Below are 19,138 nucleotides of genomic sequence, written 5' to 3'. Positions count from 1 at the left end.
TGGTTGCACGCAGCACAGGATCTCTTAACAACTGATTGACAGCACTAGCAATCTCTTCGTAATCATGCGAGTCCACACAAAGTCCTATATGCTCGCCTTCTACTACTTTTTTAATCTCTGGAAAATCGCATGCTACCACCGGCACATCGCTCATGATATATTCAAATAATTTATTTGAAGAAGCTGAGTAATGATTGAAACAAACATTATTTAATACTTGAAAACCTAAGTACGCATTTTTTGTATACTTCGGTAAATCTTGCAGCGGTACTTTCGGAATGAATTTCACTTTATCTTCTAATTTCATTTCCGCTACCATACGCTCTAGCTCTGGTTTAATACGTCCATCTCCAATAAAGACTAGTGTCCCCTCTTTAAATAGCGGCGCTGCTTGAACAAGCTTTTCAAGGCCTCTTCCCGTTTGAATACCACCTTGATACAACAGAATCTTTTCGTTTTCAGGAAGCCCTAAACGTTCATGTAAGTCAATTGTTTCTTGATGACGCTTTTTGGGTTGAAATGGATAGTTGTAGACGACGTTCGGATAAAAACCATATAAATCTTCATTGTATTTGGCACGTGTATGATTTTCTACAATCATAGAGTCAATCTTATTGATAAAGAAAGATTCCATTTTTGCATATACGCCGCTGTCATAACCCGTTCGACTCGTTTGTACCTCATGAGAATCATACACAAGATACTTGCGCTTCAGCCGAAGCTTTGAACAGATGAATCCTTGAGGAAGCGTATTTAAATCATTCGAATGATAAATATCATAATTCTTCTTCCTGCCTTTTAAAATCATCCTTAAGATAATACTTCCTCTTACCCAGACCACTTGCAGCTTCGTTTTTAATAACAGAGCAGCTACAATTGTAACAGGAAGGACTACGTAAGGAGCTACGTACGCTGCTCCTAACCACAGCAAAAAAGCGATCAGAGCGAGCACTTTATATTTTAGAAGTGCACGATACGCTTTTTTCATAAATAGTAGAGAAGACGGATAGCGCTTCACGCGATGAACATGAAAATGTTCATTTACTTCTTCGTATTGTTTTAAATCTGAATTCTTCGGATCATGAATACAGATCAAATCAACAGAGTAGCCATTTTCAGATAGAGCAGTGCACTCACGTAGTACACGCGCATCATTTGTAAAATGATTCCATACAAACATACAGACATTTTTTCTCATAATACTTCAACCTTATCAACTGATTCTGACTGTTCTACTTGCAGAGGTTCAGAACCTTTATTCTCAATCAACTGTAATAACACTTGTATATTTTTCTCCCAATAGAAATGCTTTTTTACATAATTCAAGCTGTTGCGAGACATTTCACTGCGCTTAGAAGGATGCTGATACAAATGTAAAATATGTCTTAGCATTTCATCTGCTGTATTCGTACCCGACACAATTCCAGCTTCGTGTGATAAAATAATCTCTTTTGCATAACCAGAAACAGATGCAACAATTGGAATTCCACATGTCATATAATCGATAATCTTACCAGGCAGGACCGTTTCAAACACTTGCTTTCCGTTTAATGTAACAAGACCAATATGGTGCTCTGAAATAATATGTAAACATTTTTGACGAGTTGTAGGCTTAATAAATTGAACATTCGTTAACTTATTCTCTTTCGCAAACCGAACAAATTCTTTCTTTTTAAACCCATACCCCATAACCGTCAATTCAATATTATACTCATGCAATTCTTTTGCAAGATCCATTAGAACCGTTACATCTTGCGCTAACCCAATATTACCTGCATACATCACTTTAAACGTATCGCTTCCAGACTCAACCATGGAAATTTCAGTCCCATTAGCAGCATTGGGCATAAAATGAATTTTGCTTGATGGAATTGAATATTTCTCTGTCATAAAGTGAATAAATCCTTGGCTATTGACAATAATGTGATTGGCTTTTACATACAGTACTTTCTCAAGCCAGCTGAAAACAGAAATGACAATTGGATAGTTGAATACGCCTACGCCTTTTAATGACTCCGGCCACAGATCCCGAATGTCCAATATAAGAGGTCTCCGGTAACGATACTTTGCAAGCAATCCAACTACTGCAATAAAAATAGGTGGCRATGTAACAAAAATCACATCGTACTTTTTTCTGTCAGTTAAAATGAAGAACATCATTTTAAAAGCAATCTCTAAATAATACATTAAGCGATTGATAATACTTCTAGAATACTTGCGATTTTTCACACCGATGCGCGTTACATCATTTTCTTCATCAATTGAATGATCATCCCAAAACTGTTCATCATCATATATCTTTTTATTTGGATATGTAGGCTCAGTCGTCAGTACATTTACGTCATAATTTTCATCTTTTAAGAGTTTGTATATATTTTTTATACGATTTCCTGCACTACCGATTTCAGGATAAAAATGTTGAGAAATCACAAGTACCCTTTTTGTCAAAACAACTTCACTCCAATACAATTTCACTAGCTCACCAAGTGAACTAGTGAAATATCAATTAAGCTTTTACGTTTTCTCTCTGTAATAGCTCATCCATAAATGTAAGTAAATCTTCACGTAAATCTTCATGCTGAAGAGCAAATTCTAACGATGTTTGAATGAAACCTAGCTTTTCACCGACATCGTAGCGCTTGCCTTCAAAGTCGTAAGCAAATACACGCTGAATCTCGTTAAGCTTTTGAATCGCATCCGTTAATTGGATCTCTCCACCTGCGCCTACTTCCTGCTGTTCTAAAAACTTGAAGATTTCAGGTGTGAAGATATAGCGTCCCATAATGGCTAGATTAGAAGGTGCTGTTCCTAATGCTGGCTTTTCAACAAATGTATCCACTTGATAACGGCGGCCATTGCTTGAAATAGGATCTACAATTCCGTAACGATTCGTTTCGTTTTCTGGAACCGTCTGCACACCAATCACAGAAGATAACGTTTCGTCATACTGATTCATTAACTGACGCAAGCAAGGCGTTTCTGCTTGGACAATATCGTCTCCTAGCAGTACAGCAAACGGCTCATCTCCAATAAATTTACGTGCGCACCAAACCGCATGTCCTAATCCTTTTGGCTCTTTTTGACGGATGTAGTGAATTTCTACATTTGCTGATTGACGCACTTTTTCCAAAAGCTCGAACTTTTCCTTTTCTACAAGGTTTTGTTCTAATTCGGGTGCGTTATCGAAATGATCTTCAATCGCACGCTTTCCTTTACCCGTTACAATAATAATGTCTTCAATACCAGACTCAATTGCTTCTTCGATAATGTATTGAATGGTCGGTTTGTCTACAATTGGAAGCATTTCTTTTGGCATTGCTTTTGTTGCGGGTAAGAAACGTGTACCTAATCCAGCAGCTGGAATAATTGCTTTTTTCACTTTTGACATGATTAAACTTCCCCCATCTACTAATTACTTATTTTGAGCGCTGAAATATTCGCTAATCGCATCAGCGATACGTTTTGAAGCAAAGCCGTCACCGTACGGATTCGACGCTTTAGACATACGTGCATATTCTTCTTCATTTGTTAGAAGCTCTTTAGCAAGTGAATAAATGGTTTCTTCTTCTACACCTGCAAGCTTTAACGTTCCAGCTTCAATGCCTTCAGGACGTTCGGTTGTATCACGAAGTACTAATACCGGCACACCTAATGAAGGAGCTTCTTCTTGCACGCCGCCTGAATCCGTTAAAATGATATGAGCACGCGAAGCGAAATTATGGAAATCTACTACTTCTAGAGGTTCAATTAATTGAATGCGAGGATCATTTCCTAATACTTCATCTGCCAATTCACGAACAACAGGATTTAAATGTACAGGGTAGACTACTTGTACGTCATCATGTTCCTCTACAATTCGTTTGATCGCACGGAACATATTGCGCATTGGTTCACCAAGATTTTCACGGCGGTGAGCGGTTAACAGAATTAAACGGTCATCCCCTACACGATCTAATACCGGATGAGAATATTCTTCTAACACAGTTGTTTTTAGTGCATCGATTGCTGTGTTTCCTGTAATAAACAACGTTTCTTCTTTTTTGTTTTCTTGCAGCAAGTTATGCGCAGATTTGGTAGTAGGAGCAAAATGAAGGTCCGCTAATACACCTGTTAACTGGCGGTTCATTTCTTCCGGGTACGGAGAATATTTATTCCATGTACGAAGACCCGCTTCTACATGGCCTACTTTGATTTGATTATAAAAAGCCGCAAGACCTGCGATGAAGGTTGTTGTTGTATCGCCGTGAACAAGTACGATGTCAGGCTGAACTTCTTTCATGACTTGATCTAGTCCTTGAAGTCCACGTGTTGTGACATCCATAAGCGTTTGACGGTCTTTCATAATGTTCAAGTCGTGATCCGGTGTAATATCAAACACACGCAGCACTTGGTCTAGCATTTCACGATGCTGAGCTGTTACTGTTACGATAGATTCAAATTCTTCTGAACGTTTGTTTAATTCTAATACAAGAGGAGCCATTTTAATAGCCTCTGGACGTGTTCCAAAAATCGTCATTACTTTAATACGGTTTTTCATAGAGTCACCTGATTTCATGTAAGTATGTATGTATAAGAAATACTAGCTTCTAGTTTACTAGAAGCTTAGTTATTTCGCTTATAAAATTCCTGCTCTTTTTTGTCAATCGCTTCCATCAAATACCTTTTTAAAACAAGAAGCTGATCATAAGAAGCGTCTTGTCTAATGTACCGGACGGTCTTTTTTACTGTTTTAGGTAATGTATCAAAAGTTTTCATTTCTCTCACCTATCCGACTTCTAAAAAATCCCTAAAATTTTTTTCCTCTTTACTCTTTCTGGAGGTTCTTTAAAACACATTTGCCCTTTTATGACGTACTCAGCATTCTCTAAAAAAGCGTAAATCACTTCTGTTCCATTTTCTTTTTCAATGCTATCCAAAGCTTCCTGCATATGAAAAGAACGTCCATCGAGATTATGTGCATCCGATGAAACAAAATGAACAAGATGAGCGTCTATTAACTGATGGGAAAACTTCTTTATTTTTTTTCCGAATCGTCCCGCTACACTAGAAGCCGTTACTTGAGCCAATGCACCTTTACTGATTAAATTATAAAGAAGCTCTGGCTCTTCTATCAATCGACTGTTTCGTTCGGGATGAACAATAATGGGAACAATTCCTTTAGACTGAATATCAAATAAAAGTCGCTCGGTGTAGTAAGGGACTTGACTAGAAGGCAATTCTATAAATATATATTTGCCAGTATCATTTAAAGTTAATATTTTGGAATCTTGATAATCTTCCAAAATTTCGCCATAAATTCTATTTTCCTGACCTGGTAATACGGTCAAAGGGATGTCTTCTTTAACGAGTAATTCATTTAGGTCGTTCACTTTTTTTACAATAAGGTCTTTCTCATTTACATATCGGCCGTTTTGATGATGGGGTGTGGCCACAATTTGGGTAATTCCTTCTGAAACAGCTTTTCTAGCCATCGCTACGCTCATTTCATCACTTTGAGAACCATCATCAATATTAGCTAAAATATGACAATGTAAGTCAATCATCAACTTTCACCCTATCCTTCTTAAGACCTAATAAAAGCAATACTTATGTTAGCATATTATGACATGTATTTCTATGTCTTTTTTTGTCGAATTTCCCTCTTCAGAGTCTATTGTCATTTTTTTAGAATATTATAAACAAATCTATCTATTTCAATCTACCTACTTTTTAAGGCTTTAAAAGCGCTTTTTAAGCCTGTTTAGACTACATTTTAACAACAAGGTTAAAAGTAACTCTTTGATTCAACGTTTTAATTTACCATAAAATACTTATGTCTTTTTACATATTTTCACCTGAGAAACTATATCTTTTCTCCTTATTATGAATAAATCTGATAGTACTTATTGACATATCTTATTCAACTGCTCAATGAATGCCTTATAATATTTTTCCTCGTAATGAAATGGAGAAAGCCCCCACTTGTTAGATTCATCAGCATGATACTGATCATTTAAATCGATTACGTGAATGCCTGGAAAATTCTCTTGGAAGAATTCATAGTAACCATCTATTTTGTCGTTGTTCCGCTTGATCCAGTAATGTTCTTTAAACGTTTGTTCTTCTCCATTTTTGTCAATGTAAGAATATCGCCAAAGCGCTTTGTGCAGTATGATTTGTTCAGGATTAAACCTGCTTTTTAAATCTGCAATCAGCTGCAAAGCACTTTTTTTCCACAGTTCGTTGATTTCTTCTTTAGTTAATTCACTTTCCTCATATTGGATCTGTTCGTTTACATTTGAATGAACAAATTCATTAGAGCGCGTTACATAACTGCCGTTTCTCTCAAGCACTTCCATTCGTTCATCAATAAAATCAATTAGGAGATAATCAGCTTTAGTTTCTTTTATATAACGTGGAAAATATTTGATAAGATCATAATAGACCATTTTTTTTTGAAAATTTGAAGCTAACTGAATGTCTGCTTTTTTAATCTTTACTTTAGTTGAACAGAGACTAATAAGAGAAGAACGGGCAAAATACATTTCCAACGAATACTGACTGCTTTCTGTGAACTCTAGAGCATCTCTAGTCACACAGCTTCCTAAAATAACAATTTTCTTCGTAATAATCCCCTCTTTATCAATACATGATTTCAGCTAATTCTTGATCAATGATTTTATCAATACTGCACTGTTCTCTCATACGCTGAGCTGCGTTTGCTGACTTTCTCGTAAACTCTTTTGGATGATGATAGAGATAATCAATACTTTCAGCAAGTCCTTCAGCATCTTCTCGTGCTGCTAAGAATCCACAATCGTCATTCACAAACTCAGGAATGGCAGTGACACCGTTCGTTATCGGAATTAATCCACTTGACATCGATTCACACATAGAAACACCTTGCGCATCCAAACGAGTTGGACATAGAAATAAACCATGTTCTTTATGAATATTTGCTATTTCTCCTTGAGGAAGAAAGTGGTTATGAATATGAACATTGCTAAAAGAACGAACAGGTTCTAAGATTTCGTCAAACAATGCTCCTTGACCGTAAATATTAAACTCTAACTCATCAAAATAAGGTTTTGTGGATAAGCTTAAAATAGCCTTCACTGAAAGGTCGTTTGCATATTTATGAGATGCAAATGGTCGAATGCTTAGTATTTTTTTACGCTGCTCGGGATCTTTTTTCACATAATTAAATAGCTGATCATCTACTACGTTATGAATGATAGAATAGTTTTTAACAAATGCGTTTGTATCACTTTCTGCAACTGCCTCTTTGAACCATTTTGAAACAAAGATGAATTTAATATTTAATGCCGTACTCTCATAGATAGATTTCATAAAATCTGTTCGTTTTTTATTCTCTTTAATAGAAGCAAGTGCTTTTTCCAGACTGCTTGAATCATTGGTAAAGTTAAACCATCTTCTATACCATTTCTCTGTTTCCACTCCATGAATCCAAACAAGAATCGGCGTCTGTTTTACATGGCTGGCTTCAATTGCTTCCATCATATCCTCATTCACAAAATGAATTAAAATTTTCTTATACTTTTTTTTATTTAATACCTTAGTTAACTCTTTTTGGCCACCTGTTAAGACAGAAATATTTTCGAAATTATAATAGCCTAATGCTTTTTCTTTTATGCTTAATCTGAATACATCCACATTCAAATTGTGCTKTTCATATAATTCCGCTCTTCTATGAACAAACATATTTCGATAGAGGTTATTTTTTTCAGGATAAACGTTCGTTAAAACAAGATATTCTGCTTCTTGATTACTACGATAAATAGCTTGCTCCACTTCCACTAGCTCTGCTTCAAAAGCAGACAGGCTGATTTCTCTAATTTTTGCTTGTCCGCTTCCGCTTACACGTAATTTTACTTTTGCTTTTTCCGTACCTTCAGGAAACGTAATCGTTTTACTAATATCCAACCCAACTTGCTCAGTTAATACACTTTTCCCATTGACTAGACCTGATACAATAAGCTGAACATCCAAGCTATCTGACGTATCTCCTTGAATAGTAGCGATATACGTATTGTCAGCACGAACGTCCACTTCTAAATCTTCACCATAAGAAATAAATGTATAACTAGCCTCTTCCTTTACTTTTTGTACATTAATAATCAACTCTTGCGCTATACGTTTTGAATCAAACGTATAGCTATTTTGTTTGCCGTACACCCACTGATCTTCAAATTTCAGAACCTCGGTAGGTGTTAAAGAAAATGTCTTCATTATATAACTCCCGTCTTAAATATTCACCAAGTCATTTAATTGCTTTTTAGCCTGTTTAGAAACTTTTTTGAGATTTCGAACAAAGTTATAACTATCTATAGAAAAAAGTCGGTATCCTTTTGCAAATAGAAAATCAACTGAACCTTTCAAACGGAAAAGCTCTACTAATTCATTCATACTTACTTCACGTAAAACCTCTGATTTTAGCATACAAGAATCAATATTTAACTCACTTGTGTAGACATGTCTCTTATCTGCGTATGATAATGTAAACTGCTGATTTTCAAACGTATAATAGCTTCCTTTTCCGATAGCTTCACTCGTTGTGTATTTTGTRGCTAATGCTAAATCCATTAAATAATGTTCTCCGTAAAAGTTAGAGGAATCAAAGTAAGCAACATAGCCTGTCTTGTCTTGAAGCGATAACTGCTTAAATTCATCTTCTGTTACACAAACAGCATTCATTTTCTCTAAATCTGCTTTCAGCTGTTCGTAAGCGAAAGGCTTTGTTTGAATAAACGTTAGCTTTTTGTAATCATATGACTGCTCGGCAAACATATCTAAAACGCGTCTCATCTCACTGCTATTTTCTACTAAGCTATATACATGAATCATGACAGACGTCGCTTCTAAGTCAAAGCCGGCTTGATTGAACACATACTCTAAGCGATTCTCATAGGTATGGTGCTGCAGTACGTTTCGTAAACCTTGATGCGCTCGGCGTCTGTAATAAGCCTCATTATGTAACAGCTTGTCAAATTCTTTTTCAAACTCCTGCTCCGTCGTTCCCATAAACACGATATCATTAAAAATATTTTCAATTCCCGTTGAATAAGTACTTACAACCGGTGTATTGGAAGCTAAGCATTCAAATACACGTCGTGAAAACATCGTTGGTGAATCAACGACACTATTTACATTCAAAGCAACCTTATAGCCTTTATACGCTTTGTCAATTTCAGACGGCTTTAAGCTGTTTGTTGTATACTGTCGCAAGTGCTCTGGAAAATAAAATTCAATTAAATTCTTTCCGTAATTTCTGTCATAGATTGTTAAATTATAATGTGCAGCCGATTCTAACAGCATATTCATATCTCTTTGACGCTCGAGATATTTAACAGCGTAATAAGAACCTGCAAAACTAATTCCATTTTCACGTTTATATAACTCCACCGGATTATGGATAGAAGGCTGAGCTGCGAATGGAAGAGCAGCTACGTTCTTATGGTTAGCTCTCTTTTGATAATTCTCCACTGAATTTTGATCCGTTGTAAAAATATAATCAAAATGCTTTGCGATATCTACGAATGCGTTAAAATGAACAGGGTCTTCTTTATTCCAGAAAATTGTTGGAATTTCGTTTTCTTTACACCAATTAATGAGTTCAAAAAGATCTAAATTACTTTTACCGTTCCCTTTCGCTACTTTCCTCGTCCATCTTCCTCCGTTGCCGTGCCATGCAGATTCTACAAAAAGAGCGTGAGGTCGGTTAATCGTAAACTGTGCTTTCCAATCATCTGGTCCAAACGTAATCAAGTCACATTCCGGCTTCAAGCACTGCATCGTGAAATCATCACAAATCACGGCTAATTTCACATCTTTTAATTTCTTAGGGGTATCAAAGCCTAGCTGACGAAGATGTGTATGAGACAAGAAGTTGTTTTCTCGCTTTCTCTTAATCTCAATTTCTTCAACCTGTGCAAAACCTTTGCCAAAAAATTTAACCGCAAGACGACAAGACACAACCGAAGAATCGAGCTGAATCGACTTTGTTTCATTTAAGTTTAATACTTCGACTTGCTCTTTTGTTCCTTTTTCGGCGTAGAAAATAAGGAAAAAGTGAACGCCTGCTGTATCTTGCTTATTTCCTTTTACCGTTGCTTCATATCGGTATTCAGAATTAACTTCTATTGGAAACTTCATTGACTTTTGGCTGAAATTAATATTTTGTTCCCTGTACGAAATATACTGATACTCATCTTCTTCAAAATCAAAATCCGCATGAATACCGTTAGGAGAAAACGTAACTTTTGCTGTATTTTTTGCTTTAGGAACAAACCACTTTTCATTAAACATTTCATTAGAATTAATAACATGCTGCCACTTGTATTCTTCTAAGTTAATCGGTTCTTTTTTAGGCTGTACAGAAGGCGAAACCGTCTCTAAAATTTTATTTAATTCAACAAATTGAACTTGTTGAATAACAGAACTTCCTTTTCCGATAAAACGAATGGCTATCCGAAATGAATCGGCGTCTTTTTCTGTTTCAATCGTTTGGCTGCGATTCAAATGAACCGACTGGATATTCACTTTCTTTTGATTTTTGTATGAAATCACAAATAAATCGATTTTCACATGCTCATCTGTGAGCCCGTTAAAATTAACAAGGTATTTTTGATCAGGCTCTAATTGACAGTCATACATTGGACCTGTACTAAAGTTAGTATTCTCTTCTAAATACGCAATATAAAAAGAATCTCTCTTACTCATAGTATGATCTACATACAGTGAGTTCGCTTCATTTGCTACTGTTACATTTTCCGTATGTATGCTCCAATTTTCTTTATTCAAACTAAGGATATCTTTTGGATAGCTGTGTTTGGCTTTTAATAAGAAGTCCAAACTTTTCATTTCTACTCTATACTGGTTATATAAAGGCAAAAAACGATTACTCATGTGTTCCTCCACTCATACTCATTAAATAGACTTTGCTATTCATTCGTTTTTACTTATTTTTCATTTTCCAATATGAAACCGTAATTTTTCCCAACGTCGAGTTTTCTAAACTATATACGCGCTGCTCTAATTTTTCTTTTTCATCTTGAAGCTCGGCTACTTGATTATTCATTTGCTTCTTTTCTTGCTTCATTTCATTGATTTGTGCGTTAGCACTTGTTAACTGCTTTCTTAACGACTCTAATTCACGTTCCGTATTCTTATTAGCAGCTTCTAACGTATGAACTTCTGTCTTCAAGCGCTCTTTTTCTTTTTTCATCACTTTCATTTCTTCGTTTTGCTGCTGAATATCTTTTACTAGTAATTCATTTTGTTTCAAGGCTTCTTGCTTCGCCTGTGTTAGCAACGTCACTTCCTTAGCGAGTGCTGTTCGTTCATTTAATGCCTTTTCATTTTCAGCTGTTAGTGCTGCCACTTCTTTCATCACGTTCTGTTTCTCTTCATTAACGGAAGCAAGCTTATGATTTAGTTGCTGTTTTTCTTCACTAACTGCTGCTAACTTATGGTTCATTTGCTGATTTTCTTTTTGTAATTGCACCGCTCGCTGCTGTTCTTTTTTCTCATTTTCTTTTAACACTGTGATAAGTTTATCCGTTTCTTTTTTCATCGCATGCAAATGCTTTAAATCAGCTGCTGCTTTGTCATATTTCTGTTTGTACAGAGAATCATGATTTAAGTGCATCAGTAATCCTTTATTTTTTTCAGAGAACAAGTCTTCTTGGTTTTTCATATCGTTCAAAATAAATTCAAGGATTTCTGTGAACTCCTGCTCTAATGCTTCTTTTTCGTTAATTAACTTATTAATAATAAGATCTTTTTCTTCATCCCTATGTAAATAAGCTGCTGAATGGTCAGCTTCTTTTGCTTTATTCATTGTCTTGGTGGACATGTTGAATAACTCCTCCTCTATTAGCCAGTAAACATCATAGAAAATAATAGTTTTTCTTCTAATTATCTACAAATATACTACGTAGATTTTATCACGAAACGTGAAGGCTATAAATATATTTTACTAATAAACCTTTTGTTTGTGGTTCAAAACACCTACACTCTATAAAAATAAACGCAAAAAAAGCGCCTCCCTAGTTCGAACTAGAGAGGCGCTGGTTACTAACTAGTTTTGACCGTAGTAGTAATAATAATTACCTTCTTCTACTTTTCGGTTATTTAACACAACCCCAAGCAGCTTGCCTTTCGCGTTGCTTAACAGCTCTTTCGATTTTAACGCAGCGTCTTTCTCTGTTTTACCGCTGCTGACTACTAAAATCGTACCGTCTACTTGATTCGCTAAAATCTGCGCATCAGCTACAGCTAAAATTGGCGGCGTATCAAAAATAATCATGTCAAACTGTTTCTTCATTTCTTTTAACAACTCGGTCATCTGAGCAGATGCTAACAGTTCAGATGGATTCGGCGGAATCGGACCGCTTGTTAGGACAGAAAGATGAGGAATTTCTGACTCTTGAACCGCTTGCGCTAATGTAGATTGACGAGTTAATACATTTGTAAGGCCAATATGGTTTTCTAATCGGAACGTGTAATGACCCGTTGGCTTACGTAAATCAGCGTCGATCAGTAATACGTTTAAACCTTGCTGCGCGTAAACCGTTGCTAGATTAGAAGAAGTTGTAGACTTTCCTTCTTCCGCTCCGCTTGATGTTAAGACAATTGTTTTAATGTCTTGATCAACGTTTGAGAACTGAATATTTGTACGAATCGTACGGTACTGTTCCGCTACAGGATCTTTTGGACTGTTATGAGCAAGCAAACGTCTTTTTAACGTTAGCATTTTATCATTTTTTTGAGCTTTGTTTTTACGAGCCATACGTCTCACCTCTTTGCGGTACACGAGCAGCTACATCTGGTCGCGATACGTTTGATGGCTTAGGCACATCCTTAATATTCGTGACGACTCCAATCACGGGAAGTCCTAGAATGTTTTCAATATCTTGCTCCGTTTTTAACGTATTGTCTAAGTATTCAAGTAAGAATGACAACCCGATACCTACCATTAAACCAACTACGATCGCAATCGCAATGTTTAAAAGCGGCTGAGGTTTAATCGGACTAGCACTTTCACCAACCGTTGCTTTTGACAGCACTTTAACATTGTCTACATTCATAAGTTTAGGCACTTGCTTTTGGAAAACAGAAGCCGTTGTATTTGCAATTTGAGCCGCACGTTTTGCACTTGTATCTTGTACGACAATCTGTGCTACCTGCGAGTCCTGTGCGCTTGTTACTTGAATTTGACCGCTTAGGGATTGAGCGGACTTATCCATTTTTAACTCTTTGACCACTTTATCTAAGATAGCCGGACTTGTAATAATGTCATTGTACGTGTTAATAAGCTGTACGTTTGTTTGAACAGTTTGCGTATTGTACAATTGCTGATCATTTTTTGCTTGATTGACTAAAATTTGTGTCTTTGATTCATACACAGGCGTTAGCACAAAAAAGCTAATCACTCCACTTACTGTTGCAGCGATAATTGTAATTAGTACAATAAGCCAAAGACGCTTACGAAGCACTGTAAACAACTCTCGCAAACTAATTGTCTCTTCCATAGTTGACCTCCGAACTTAGTAACTTCTAAAAATTCAATATATTGTTCATTATAGTTGACAAAAGATTCTTTTACTATATTCTTTTGTAAATTAAATGAAATATTGACAGTTCTTATTTTTTCTTTCTATCTTTATATCGACATGGCATGTAAAATATTTATACCATTTATGATAAATGACCTATTATGTTCTTACACGGTCCGTTAGATTTTTGCCATATCTCCCGAAACATTTGCAGCTTCGTACATACGCTGACTCTTCTCATTTGGATGAGAAGCAATAACTTCGAGCTGGCCTGTTAAAGTAAATGCTTCAATCGAACTTGGCAAAATAAAATGATCTCCTTTTTGCAGCGGAAACTCTCCTTCTTCTGTCCAAAGCATTCCGTTTCCTTCAATCACACTTCCTAATGTAAAATGGTGAGTTTGAACTAACTCAAGCGAAGACTGTATATCCCATTTATAGACAGAAAAATAATCTTCTTCTAAAAAAGTAGTGATGGTGCCGCCTTTTTCTTGAATACTAATAGGCTCTATATGTGATTCAGTATGAGGAATGGTTGTCACATCAATTGCTTTTTCTAAGTGAAGTTCTCGCAGCTTTCCTTCTTGTCCGAGGCGATTATAGTCATACACACGATACGTTGTATCTGAACTTTGCTGCGTTTCAAGAACGAGAGTTCCTTCACAAAGAGCATGCAGCGTACCGCTTGGAACATAGAAAAAATCACCGGGCTTGATTTTTACACGCTGCAATAAATCATTCCAGTGACCTTCGTTTACTAACTGCATAAATTCTTCTTTACTTTGTGCACGGTGACCAAAAATCATCGTCGCATCTTCTTTACAGTCTAGGATATACCAACATTCTGTTTTCCCGAGCTCACCATTTTCGAACTCCTGTGCATACTCATCACCTGGATGCACTTGAATGGATAAATCGTCATTGGCATCTAAAATTTTTGTTAATAGTGGAAAGCAAGGGCTGTTAAAATGCCCAAATATCTCTGGATGCTCATCCCAAAGCTCACCTAGCGTTTTGCCGGCATAATGACCTTCTCGAACTGTATTTGGACCGTTTGGATGAGCAGAAATGGCCCAGCACTCGCCCGTTTGAGGGGAAGGTATACTATACCCGTACTGACTCTCCAACTCGGTTCCACCCCAGATACGTTCTTGAAATAGAGGCGCTAAAAAAATAGGTGCTTTTTTCATCGTTTTGAATGAACTCCTTACTTACTGTTTATTTTTTTATTAATTTTTTCTGCGATATGTACCGCTTCGTTTTTATAAAGATTGATTTGTTGCCGCCTGCATGTCTCAATGAGTGAAGGAGTCACTACTAAGCTTTCTAACTCTTTCCACTCTATCAAGTCGCATAGCTGATGATGAACTAAATAATCAATCGTATGACGATCTTCTTTCATACTGCTGCGATTTGTAATCAACAGCGGCACACCAGCACAAACCGCTTCACTAATCGTGCCCCAGCCGGCTTTTGTTAAAACAAGATCAGCTGCTGCTACATAGTGCTGCGTTTCTGTTTCCTCTTGAGAAATTTTATAGACATTGGGATGAGTAACATCCACATTCGATGAAACGATAAACTTGCAGTTTGGACTTTGCCAAATTGACAAGTCGGACAAGGTTCCAATATCTACTTTCATCCCCAGACCGAAGTAGATGATGTGACTCTCACCCACAGGGTCAATCTCTTTACGAATACGCTGTACTTCAGCATCGTTTATTTCTCTTGAATAAAAACCAAAGCTTTGATTTTCTTTCATACCCCAGTGCGGCTCATCACTGCATGCTAGCAAAAACTGATATGTCATCTGCTGATAACGTTTTTCTAAAAATTCCAGCGATAGCTCTCCAATTAACCCTTCGTATGCTGTAAACCAAGTGAAATTTGATATTCCTAAAGAAGGCAGGTTTAATAGATAGGCACCTGCAATCCCTAACGGAGAAATATCCGAAATCACAAATGAAACGTTGGCTACTTTCATAAAGTGCACTTCATACATAAGCTTTGTATGAAAGCTTGATACATAAGAAGCAACTCGATGATTTAACAAATCAGCATCTGGTTCTAAAGAATTTTCTTTTAGTACGTAGCCGACATCCGTTAAAATCTCTCGAAACCTCACACGATGTTCATATTTAAAAGATTGTCTGAGAAACTCAATCGCAAATGAATGACAAATAATAATTTCTATTCCTTCATTTTGCTTTAATAATTGACGAATAATGGCCGTGCTTCTAGTCGCATGACCATATCCGTAGTCTGAAATATAATAGGCAATTGTTTTCAACCAGAAGCACCTCCTCATTGCTTGCATAAAAAAATAGAAGCTTTGACTGTATCTAAGCTTCTATCCCTTATAAAATCACCTGCGGTCTTGATGATTGGAATTGTTTAATTACATCGTTCCATTCATAGATAAGGCGAATACTATCTTCATTTGAAATGACTTTTCCCGTTTGGACTTCAATAAATTCAAGGTCGGTTAATGCATGAATTCCATGCTTTTTGCCAGCCGGCAAGTGAATAATGTCTCCTGCTTTTACGCGACGAATGTAATCATCAAGGGCAAGCTCTCCTTCTCCACGTACAATCGTCCATACTTCATCACGCAAGTTATGATAGTGATACGTCGAGTTCTTTCCTTTTGAAATATGAATACGTTTTGTCACCATTTCAGTTTCTTCATCATACTTCGCATAATCTAACACGCGGGACCAGCCCCAAAGACGTTCTTCATACATTGGAGGATAGTTCCAGTCACCGATAATTTCTTTAATCTTAGGACTAGATGCTTTATCCGCAACTAAGATTCCGTCTGGACTAGCCGCAACAACTACATCTTTTACGCCCAATACCGTAACCGGAATATCTAACTCATTTACTAAATGCGTATTAGCTGAGTCGTCCGTTAATACACCTTTTCCAATTTGAGATGTCGCCATTTCTTCCGTTAACGTATTCCACGTACCAAGATCTTTCCAGTACCCATCATAAGGAAGCGCGACAATATGACTTGCCTTTTCGACCACTTCATAGTCAAAACTAATTTTAGGCAATGTTGTATATTCTTTATGTAGCGTTTCAAATTGAAGTGGAAGTTTTTTCTCTTGTAAAATTTGAAGCAAATAACCTAAACGAAACGCAAAAACGCCGCAGTTCCAAAGCGCACGCTGATTAATTAATCCAACCGCTGCTTCTTCACTCGGCTTTTCTGTAAAACAATCGACTGTAAAATAACTGTCCCCTTGTACCTTCCCTTCCGGCACGATGTATCCGTACTTAGRTGAAGGATACGTAGGTGTAACACCCATTAATGCTAAATCCGCTTTTGAATCACGAAGCACACTTTCTAAATCTTTTACACGTTCAAAAAATCCGTCTTCCACGTACGGATCAACCGGCAGCACGACAACGATTTCATCTTCAGATGCTTGCTCCTCAGAATGAAGATATGAAGCAGCTAAAGCAATCGCTGGAAACGTATCGCGGCGCTCAGGCTCGATAATTAACGGAATGTCGGTTCCCACTTGACCTCGAATCATATCACGCTGAAGCTTGGACGTTGCAATAACTGTTGATTCATTTAACCCAACCGTTTCAATTTGATTCCAGACGCGCTGAACCATTGACTCTTTCTGTCCATCTCGTCCTTCTAATACCTTTAAAAACTGCTTCGAACGCGTATCATTTGATAATGGCCATAGACGCTTACCAGATCCACCCGATAACAACACAAGTTTCATTTATTTCCCTCCAATAAAAAAAGACCTGCTTCTTTGCAGCTCTTGCTTGTAGTTTATTTTAAATTCATTTTATTTCAGACTTACATCATTAAATTAATGAAACCTCTAAGTTATGAATCGTCTCTCTTCCAATAGAGTCGTACACCATAGTTGCACTTTTTACGCTTTCTAAGTCGTAACAGTTTCTACCATCAATAACAATTGGATTTTTCATTAGTTTGCTGTAATTTGCTAAATCAAAATGCTTTACTTGATCCCATTCTGTAAAGATAAAGCAAACATCTGCATCTTTAAGCGTTTCTTCAATTGAATAACAATATGTCACATCTTCCGGATGTACTTTCTTAAAATTATCAATCCCAATCGGATCCCAAGCCTTAACATTTGCTCCGTCTTCTAACATAAGCGGAATATTTACAAGCGTAGGTGCTTCTCGTAAATCATCCGTTCCCGGTTTAAACGTTAGTCCTAGAACGGCTACATTTAATCCTTTTAAACTATTAAAATATTTGCGGGATTTCTTAATAAGCTTAAGCTTTTGATTTTCATTTACATCAATCGCAGCTTTTACTGTTTTTAACTCGTAATCATGGAAATTCGCCAGCCAGTGCAATGCTTTGGTATCTTTTGGGAAACAAGAGCCCCCATAGCCAATCCCTGCATTTAAGAACTTGTTGCCAATACGACCGTCGTACCCCATGCCAAGTGCCACATCTTCAATATTTGCTCCAATAATCTCGCAAAGATTTGCAATCTCATTAATAAACGATATCTTTAACGCTAAGAAATCATTAGATGCATATTTAATCATTTCAGCACTTTTTCTATTCGTTACGACAATAGGAGCATCAAAGTTTTTATATACTTCTTTTAATGTCTCACCAGCAGCTTCTTCTTCTACTCCAATTACAATTCGAGAAGTATGCAACGTATCTCTTACAGCTGTTCCCTGAGATAAAAACTCTGGATTCGAAGCAACATATACATTCACGTCATGTTTCAACTGAGATTTAATAAGACTCTCAATTTTATCATTCGTACCAATTGGAACTGTGGATTTCACTACTACTACGCAGTCTTTTTCAATGCTAGAAGCGATTTGCTCCGCTACACCGTACACGTAACTCAGATTTGCTGAACCATCTGATTTTTCGGGGGTTCCAACACCAATAAAAATAACGTCTGCATCTTTATAAGCCGACTGATAGTCTGTTGTAAAATGCAAACGTTCCATATTATTATTCATTAAATCTTCAAGACCTGGTTCATAAATAGGAGAAATTCCAGTTTCCATTAACGCCACTTTTTTATCGTCTATGTCTACACAACTAACAGCATGGCCATTTTCTGCTAAACAAACACCCGTTACTAGACCAACATAGCCTGTACCAGCCACTGCAATTTTCATTTTTCAAGCACCCTTTCACATATCACTTAAGATTGTAAAACATTATGCAATGTTTCACGATATTTATTAATCGAAATTTCACGCTTCAGATGCTGATCTAAATAGTCCCGTCCATTAAAACCTAAATTTAATAATTTTTCTTTTTCTAATTTATATAGATACTCTATCTGCTTAGTGATTCCTTGATAGTCTTGCGGTTCCACTACAACACCACATTTGCCTTTTGCAATTAACATTTGAGCCTCACTACCTTGCTCTAATACACCTAAAATTGGTTTTCCAGCCGCCATAACACCATAAATCTTACTAGGCACAGATACACCTTTGATTCCTTTTTGATTCACAACTAAATGAACATCAGCAGCATTTAACGAATACTTAATAAATTCCTTTGGTTGATACGGTAAGAAATGCACGTTGCTAATTTC

Annotated in this window: 17 protein-coding genes; all 17 read right to left on the bottom strand. The window is 36.7% G+C overall.

The genetic code is table 11. The features are described 5' to 3' along the window. Nucleotides 1-1,201 (bottom strand): glycosyltransferase (locus AC1DRF_RS07285; RefSeq protein ID WP_477740500.1); only part of this gene is annotated, 1,201 nt, incomplete at its 3' end. Beyond that, complete coding sequence (locus tag AC1DRF_RS07280) at nucleotides 1,195-2,448, bottom strand: glycosyltransferase family 4 protein (protein WP_477740498.1); 1,254 nt, start codon at nucleotides 2,446-2,448, stop codon at nucleotides 1,195-1,197. The genes AC1DRF_RS07280 and AC1DRF_RS07285, both read right to left, overlap by 7 nt. A gap of 58 nt (nucleotides 2,449-2,506) precedes the next feature. Next, nucleotides 2,507-3,388, bottom strand: coding sequence for a UTP--glucose-1-phosphate uridylyltransferase GalU (gene galU, locus AC1DRF_RS07275; protein WP_045293121.1), 882 nt, complete (start codon nucleotides 3,386-3,388; stop codon nucleotides 2,507-2,509). 24 nt (nucleotides 3,389-3,412) lie between these two features. Beyond that, entirely contained in the window at nucleotides 3,413-4,537 is a 1,125-nt protein-coding gene (gene wecB, locus AC1DRF_RS07270; RefSeq protein WP_097824094.1) for a non-hydrolyzing UDP-N-acetylglucosamine 2-epimerase, read from the bottom strand. Between the two features lie 65 nt (nucleotides 4,538-4,602). Continuing rightward, nucleotides 4,603-4,755: a hypothetical protein gene (locus AC1DRF_RS07265; protein WP_176521256.1), complete on the bottom strand. Its 153-nt coding sequence runs from the start codon at nucleotides 4,753-4,755 to the stop codon at nucleotides 4,603-4,605. Nucleotides 4,756-4,775: 20 nt separating this feature from the next. Next, entirely contained in the window at nucleotides 4,776-5,543 is a 768-nt protein-coding gene (locus tag AC1DRF_RS07260; RefSeq protein ID WP_064471422.1) for a tyrosine-protein phosphatase, read from the bottom strand. A gap of 339 nt (nucleotides 5,544-5,882) precedes the next feature. Then, nucleotides 5,883-6,590 carry a DUF6270 domain-containing protein gene (locus AC1DRF_RS07255; RefSeq protein WP_477740499.1) on the bottom strand — a complete coding sequence of 236 codons (708 nt, stop codon included), beginning with the start codon at nucleotides 6,588-6,590 and terminating at the stop codon, nucleotides 5,883-5,885. Nucleotides 6,591-6,621: 31 nt separating this feature from the next. Then, nucleotides 6,622-8,229, bottom strand: a complete 1,608-nt coding sequence (locus AC1DRF_RS07250; RefSeq protein ID WP_477740497.1) for a glycosyltransferase family 4 protein — start codon at nucleotides 8,227-8,229, stop codon at nucleotides 6,622-6,624. A 15-nt stretch (nucleotides 8,230-8,244) separates the two neighbouring features. Continuing rightward, nucleotides 8,245-10,905 (bottom strand): CgeB family protein, encoded by a 2,661-nt coding sequence (locus tag AC1DRF_RS07245; protein ID WP_477740496.1) that lies wholly within the window; start codon nucleotides 10,903-10,905, stop codon nucleotides 8,245-8,247. Nucleotides 10,906-10,954: 49 nt separating this feature from the next. Further along, nucleotides 10,955-11,854 carry a hypothetical protein gene (locus tag AC1DRF_RS07240; RefSeq protein WP_477740495.1) on the bottom strand — a complete coding sequence of 300 codons (900 nt, stop codon included), beginning with the start codon at nucleotides 11,852-11,854 and terminating at the stop codon, nucleotides 10,955-10,957. Between the two features lie 225 nt (nucleotides 11,855-12,079). Further along, nucleotides 12,080-12,790 (bottom strand): CpsD/CapB family tyrosine-protein kinase, encoded by a 711-nt coding sequence (locus AC1DRF_RS07235; protein ID WP_226701041.1) that lies wholly within the window; start codon nucleotides 12,788-12,790, stop codon nucleotides 12,080-12,082. Next, a complete protein-coding gene (locus tag AC1DRF_RS07230; RefSeq protein WP_323599888.1) occupies nucleotides 12,780-13,532 on the bottom strand; it encodes a YveK family protein in 753 nt (250 codons plus the stop codon). Before AC1DRF_RS07230 ends, AC1DRF_RS07235 begins: the two co-directional genes overlap by 11 nt. Before the next feature lie 203 nt (nucleotides 13,533-13,735). Then, on the bottom strand, nucleotides 13,736-14,746 hold the full coding sequence (manA, locus tag AC1DRF_RS07225) for a mannose-6-phosphate isomerase, class I (protein ID WP_477740494.1): 1,011 nt from the start codon (nucleotides 14,744-14,746) through the stop codon (nucleotides 13,736-13,738). Nucleotides 14,747-14,763: 17 nt separating this feature from the next. Next, the gene (locus AC1DRF_RS07220) at nucleotides 14,764-15,846 is read right to left on the bottom strand and encodes a glycosyltransferase (protein WP_477740493.1); all 1,083 of its coding nucleotides are present in this window, start codon (nucleotides 15,844-15,846) and stop codon (nucleotides 14,764-14,766) included. 67 nt (nucleotides 15,847-15,913) lie between these two features. After that, entirely contained in the window at nucleotides 15,914-17,302 is a 1,389-nt protein-coding gene (locus AC1DRF_RS07215) for a sugar phosphate nucleotidyltransferase (protein WP_477740492.1), read from the bottom strand. An 88-nt stretch (nucleotides 17,303-17,390) separates the two neighbouring features. Next, nucleotides 17,391-18,710 carry a UDP-glucose dehydrogenase family protein gene (locus AC1DRF_RS07210; RefSeq protein WP_477740491.1) on the bottom strand — a complete coding sequence of 440 codons (1,320 nt, stop codon included), beginning with the start codon at nucleotides 18,708-18,710 and terminating at the stop codon, nucleotides 17,391-17,393. A 26-nt stretch (nucleotides 18,711-18,736) separates the two neighbouring features. Next, the coding region (locus AC1DRF_RS07205; protein WP_477740490.1) for a glycosyltransferase at nucleotides 18,737-19,138 on the bottom strand (402 nt) is incomplete at its 5' end.

The organism is Priestia sp. P5_B4 (assembly GCF_056400385.1).
The sequence above is the reverse complement of the archived record's forward strand: the minus strand, read 5'-3'. Positions and strand labels throughout refer to the sequence as shown.

Coding starts and splice junctions, on each gene's coding strand:
- manA (WP_477740494.1), bottom strand. CDS start 14,746: ATGAAAAAAGCACCTATTTTTTTAGCGCCTCTATTTCAAGAACGTATC.
- wecB (WP_097824094.1), bottom strand. CDS start 4,537: ATGAAAAACCGTATTAAAGTAATGACGATTTTTGGAACACGTCCAGAG.
- AC1DRF_RS07230 (WP_323599888.1), bottom strand. CDS start 13,532: ATGGAAGAGACAATTAGTTTGCGAGAGTTGTTTACAGTGCTTCGTAAG.
- AC1DRF_RS07240 (WP_477740495.1), bottom strand. CDS start 11,854: ATGTCCACCAAGACAATGAATAAAGCAAAAGAAGCTGACCATTCAGCA.
- AC1DRF_RS07210 (WP_477740491.1), bottom strand. CDS start 18,710: ATGAAAATTGCAGTGGCTGGTACAGGCTATGTTGGTCTAGTAACGGGT.
- AC1DRF_RS07265 (WP_176521256.1), bottom strand. CDS start 4,755: ATGAAAACTTTTGATACATTACCTAAAACAGTAAAAAAGACCGTCCGG.
- AC1DRF_RS07235 (WP_226701041.1), bottom strand. CDS start 12,790: ATGGCTCGTAAAAACAAAGCTCAAAAAAATGATAAAATGCTAACGTTA.
- galU (WP_045293121.1), bottom strand. CDS start 3,388: ATGTCAAAAGTGAAAAAAGCAATTATTCCAGCTGCTGGATTAGGTACA.
- AC1DRF_RS07260 (WP_064471422.1), bottom strand. CDS start 5,543: ATGATTGACTTACATTGTCATATTTTAGCTAATATTGATGATGGTTCT.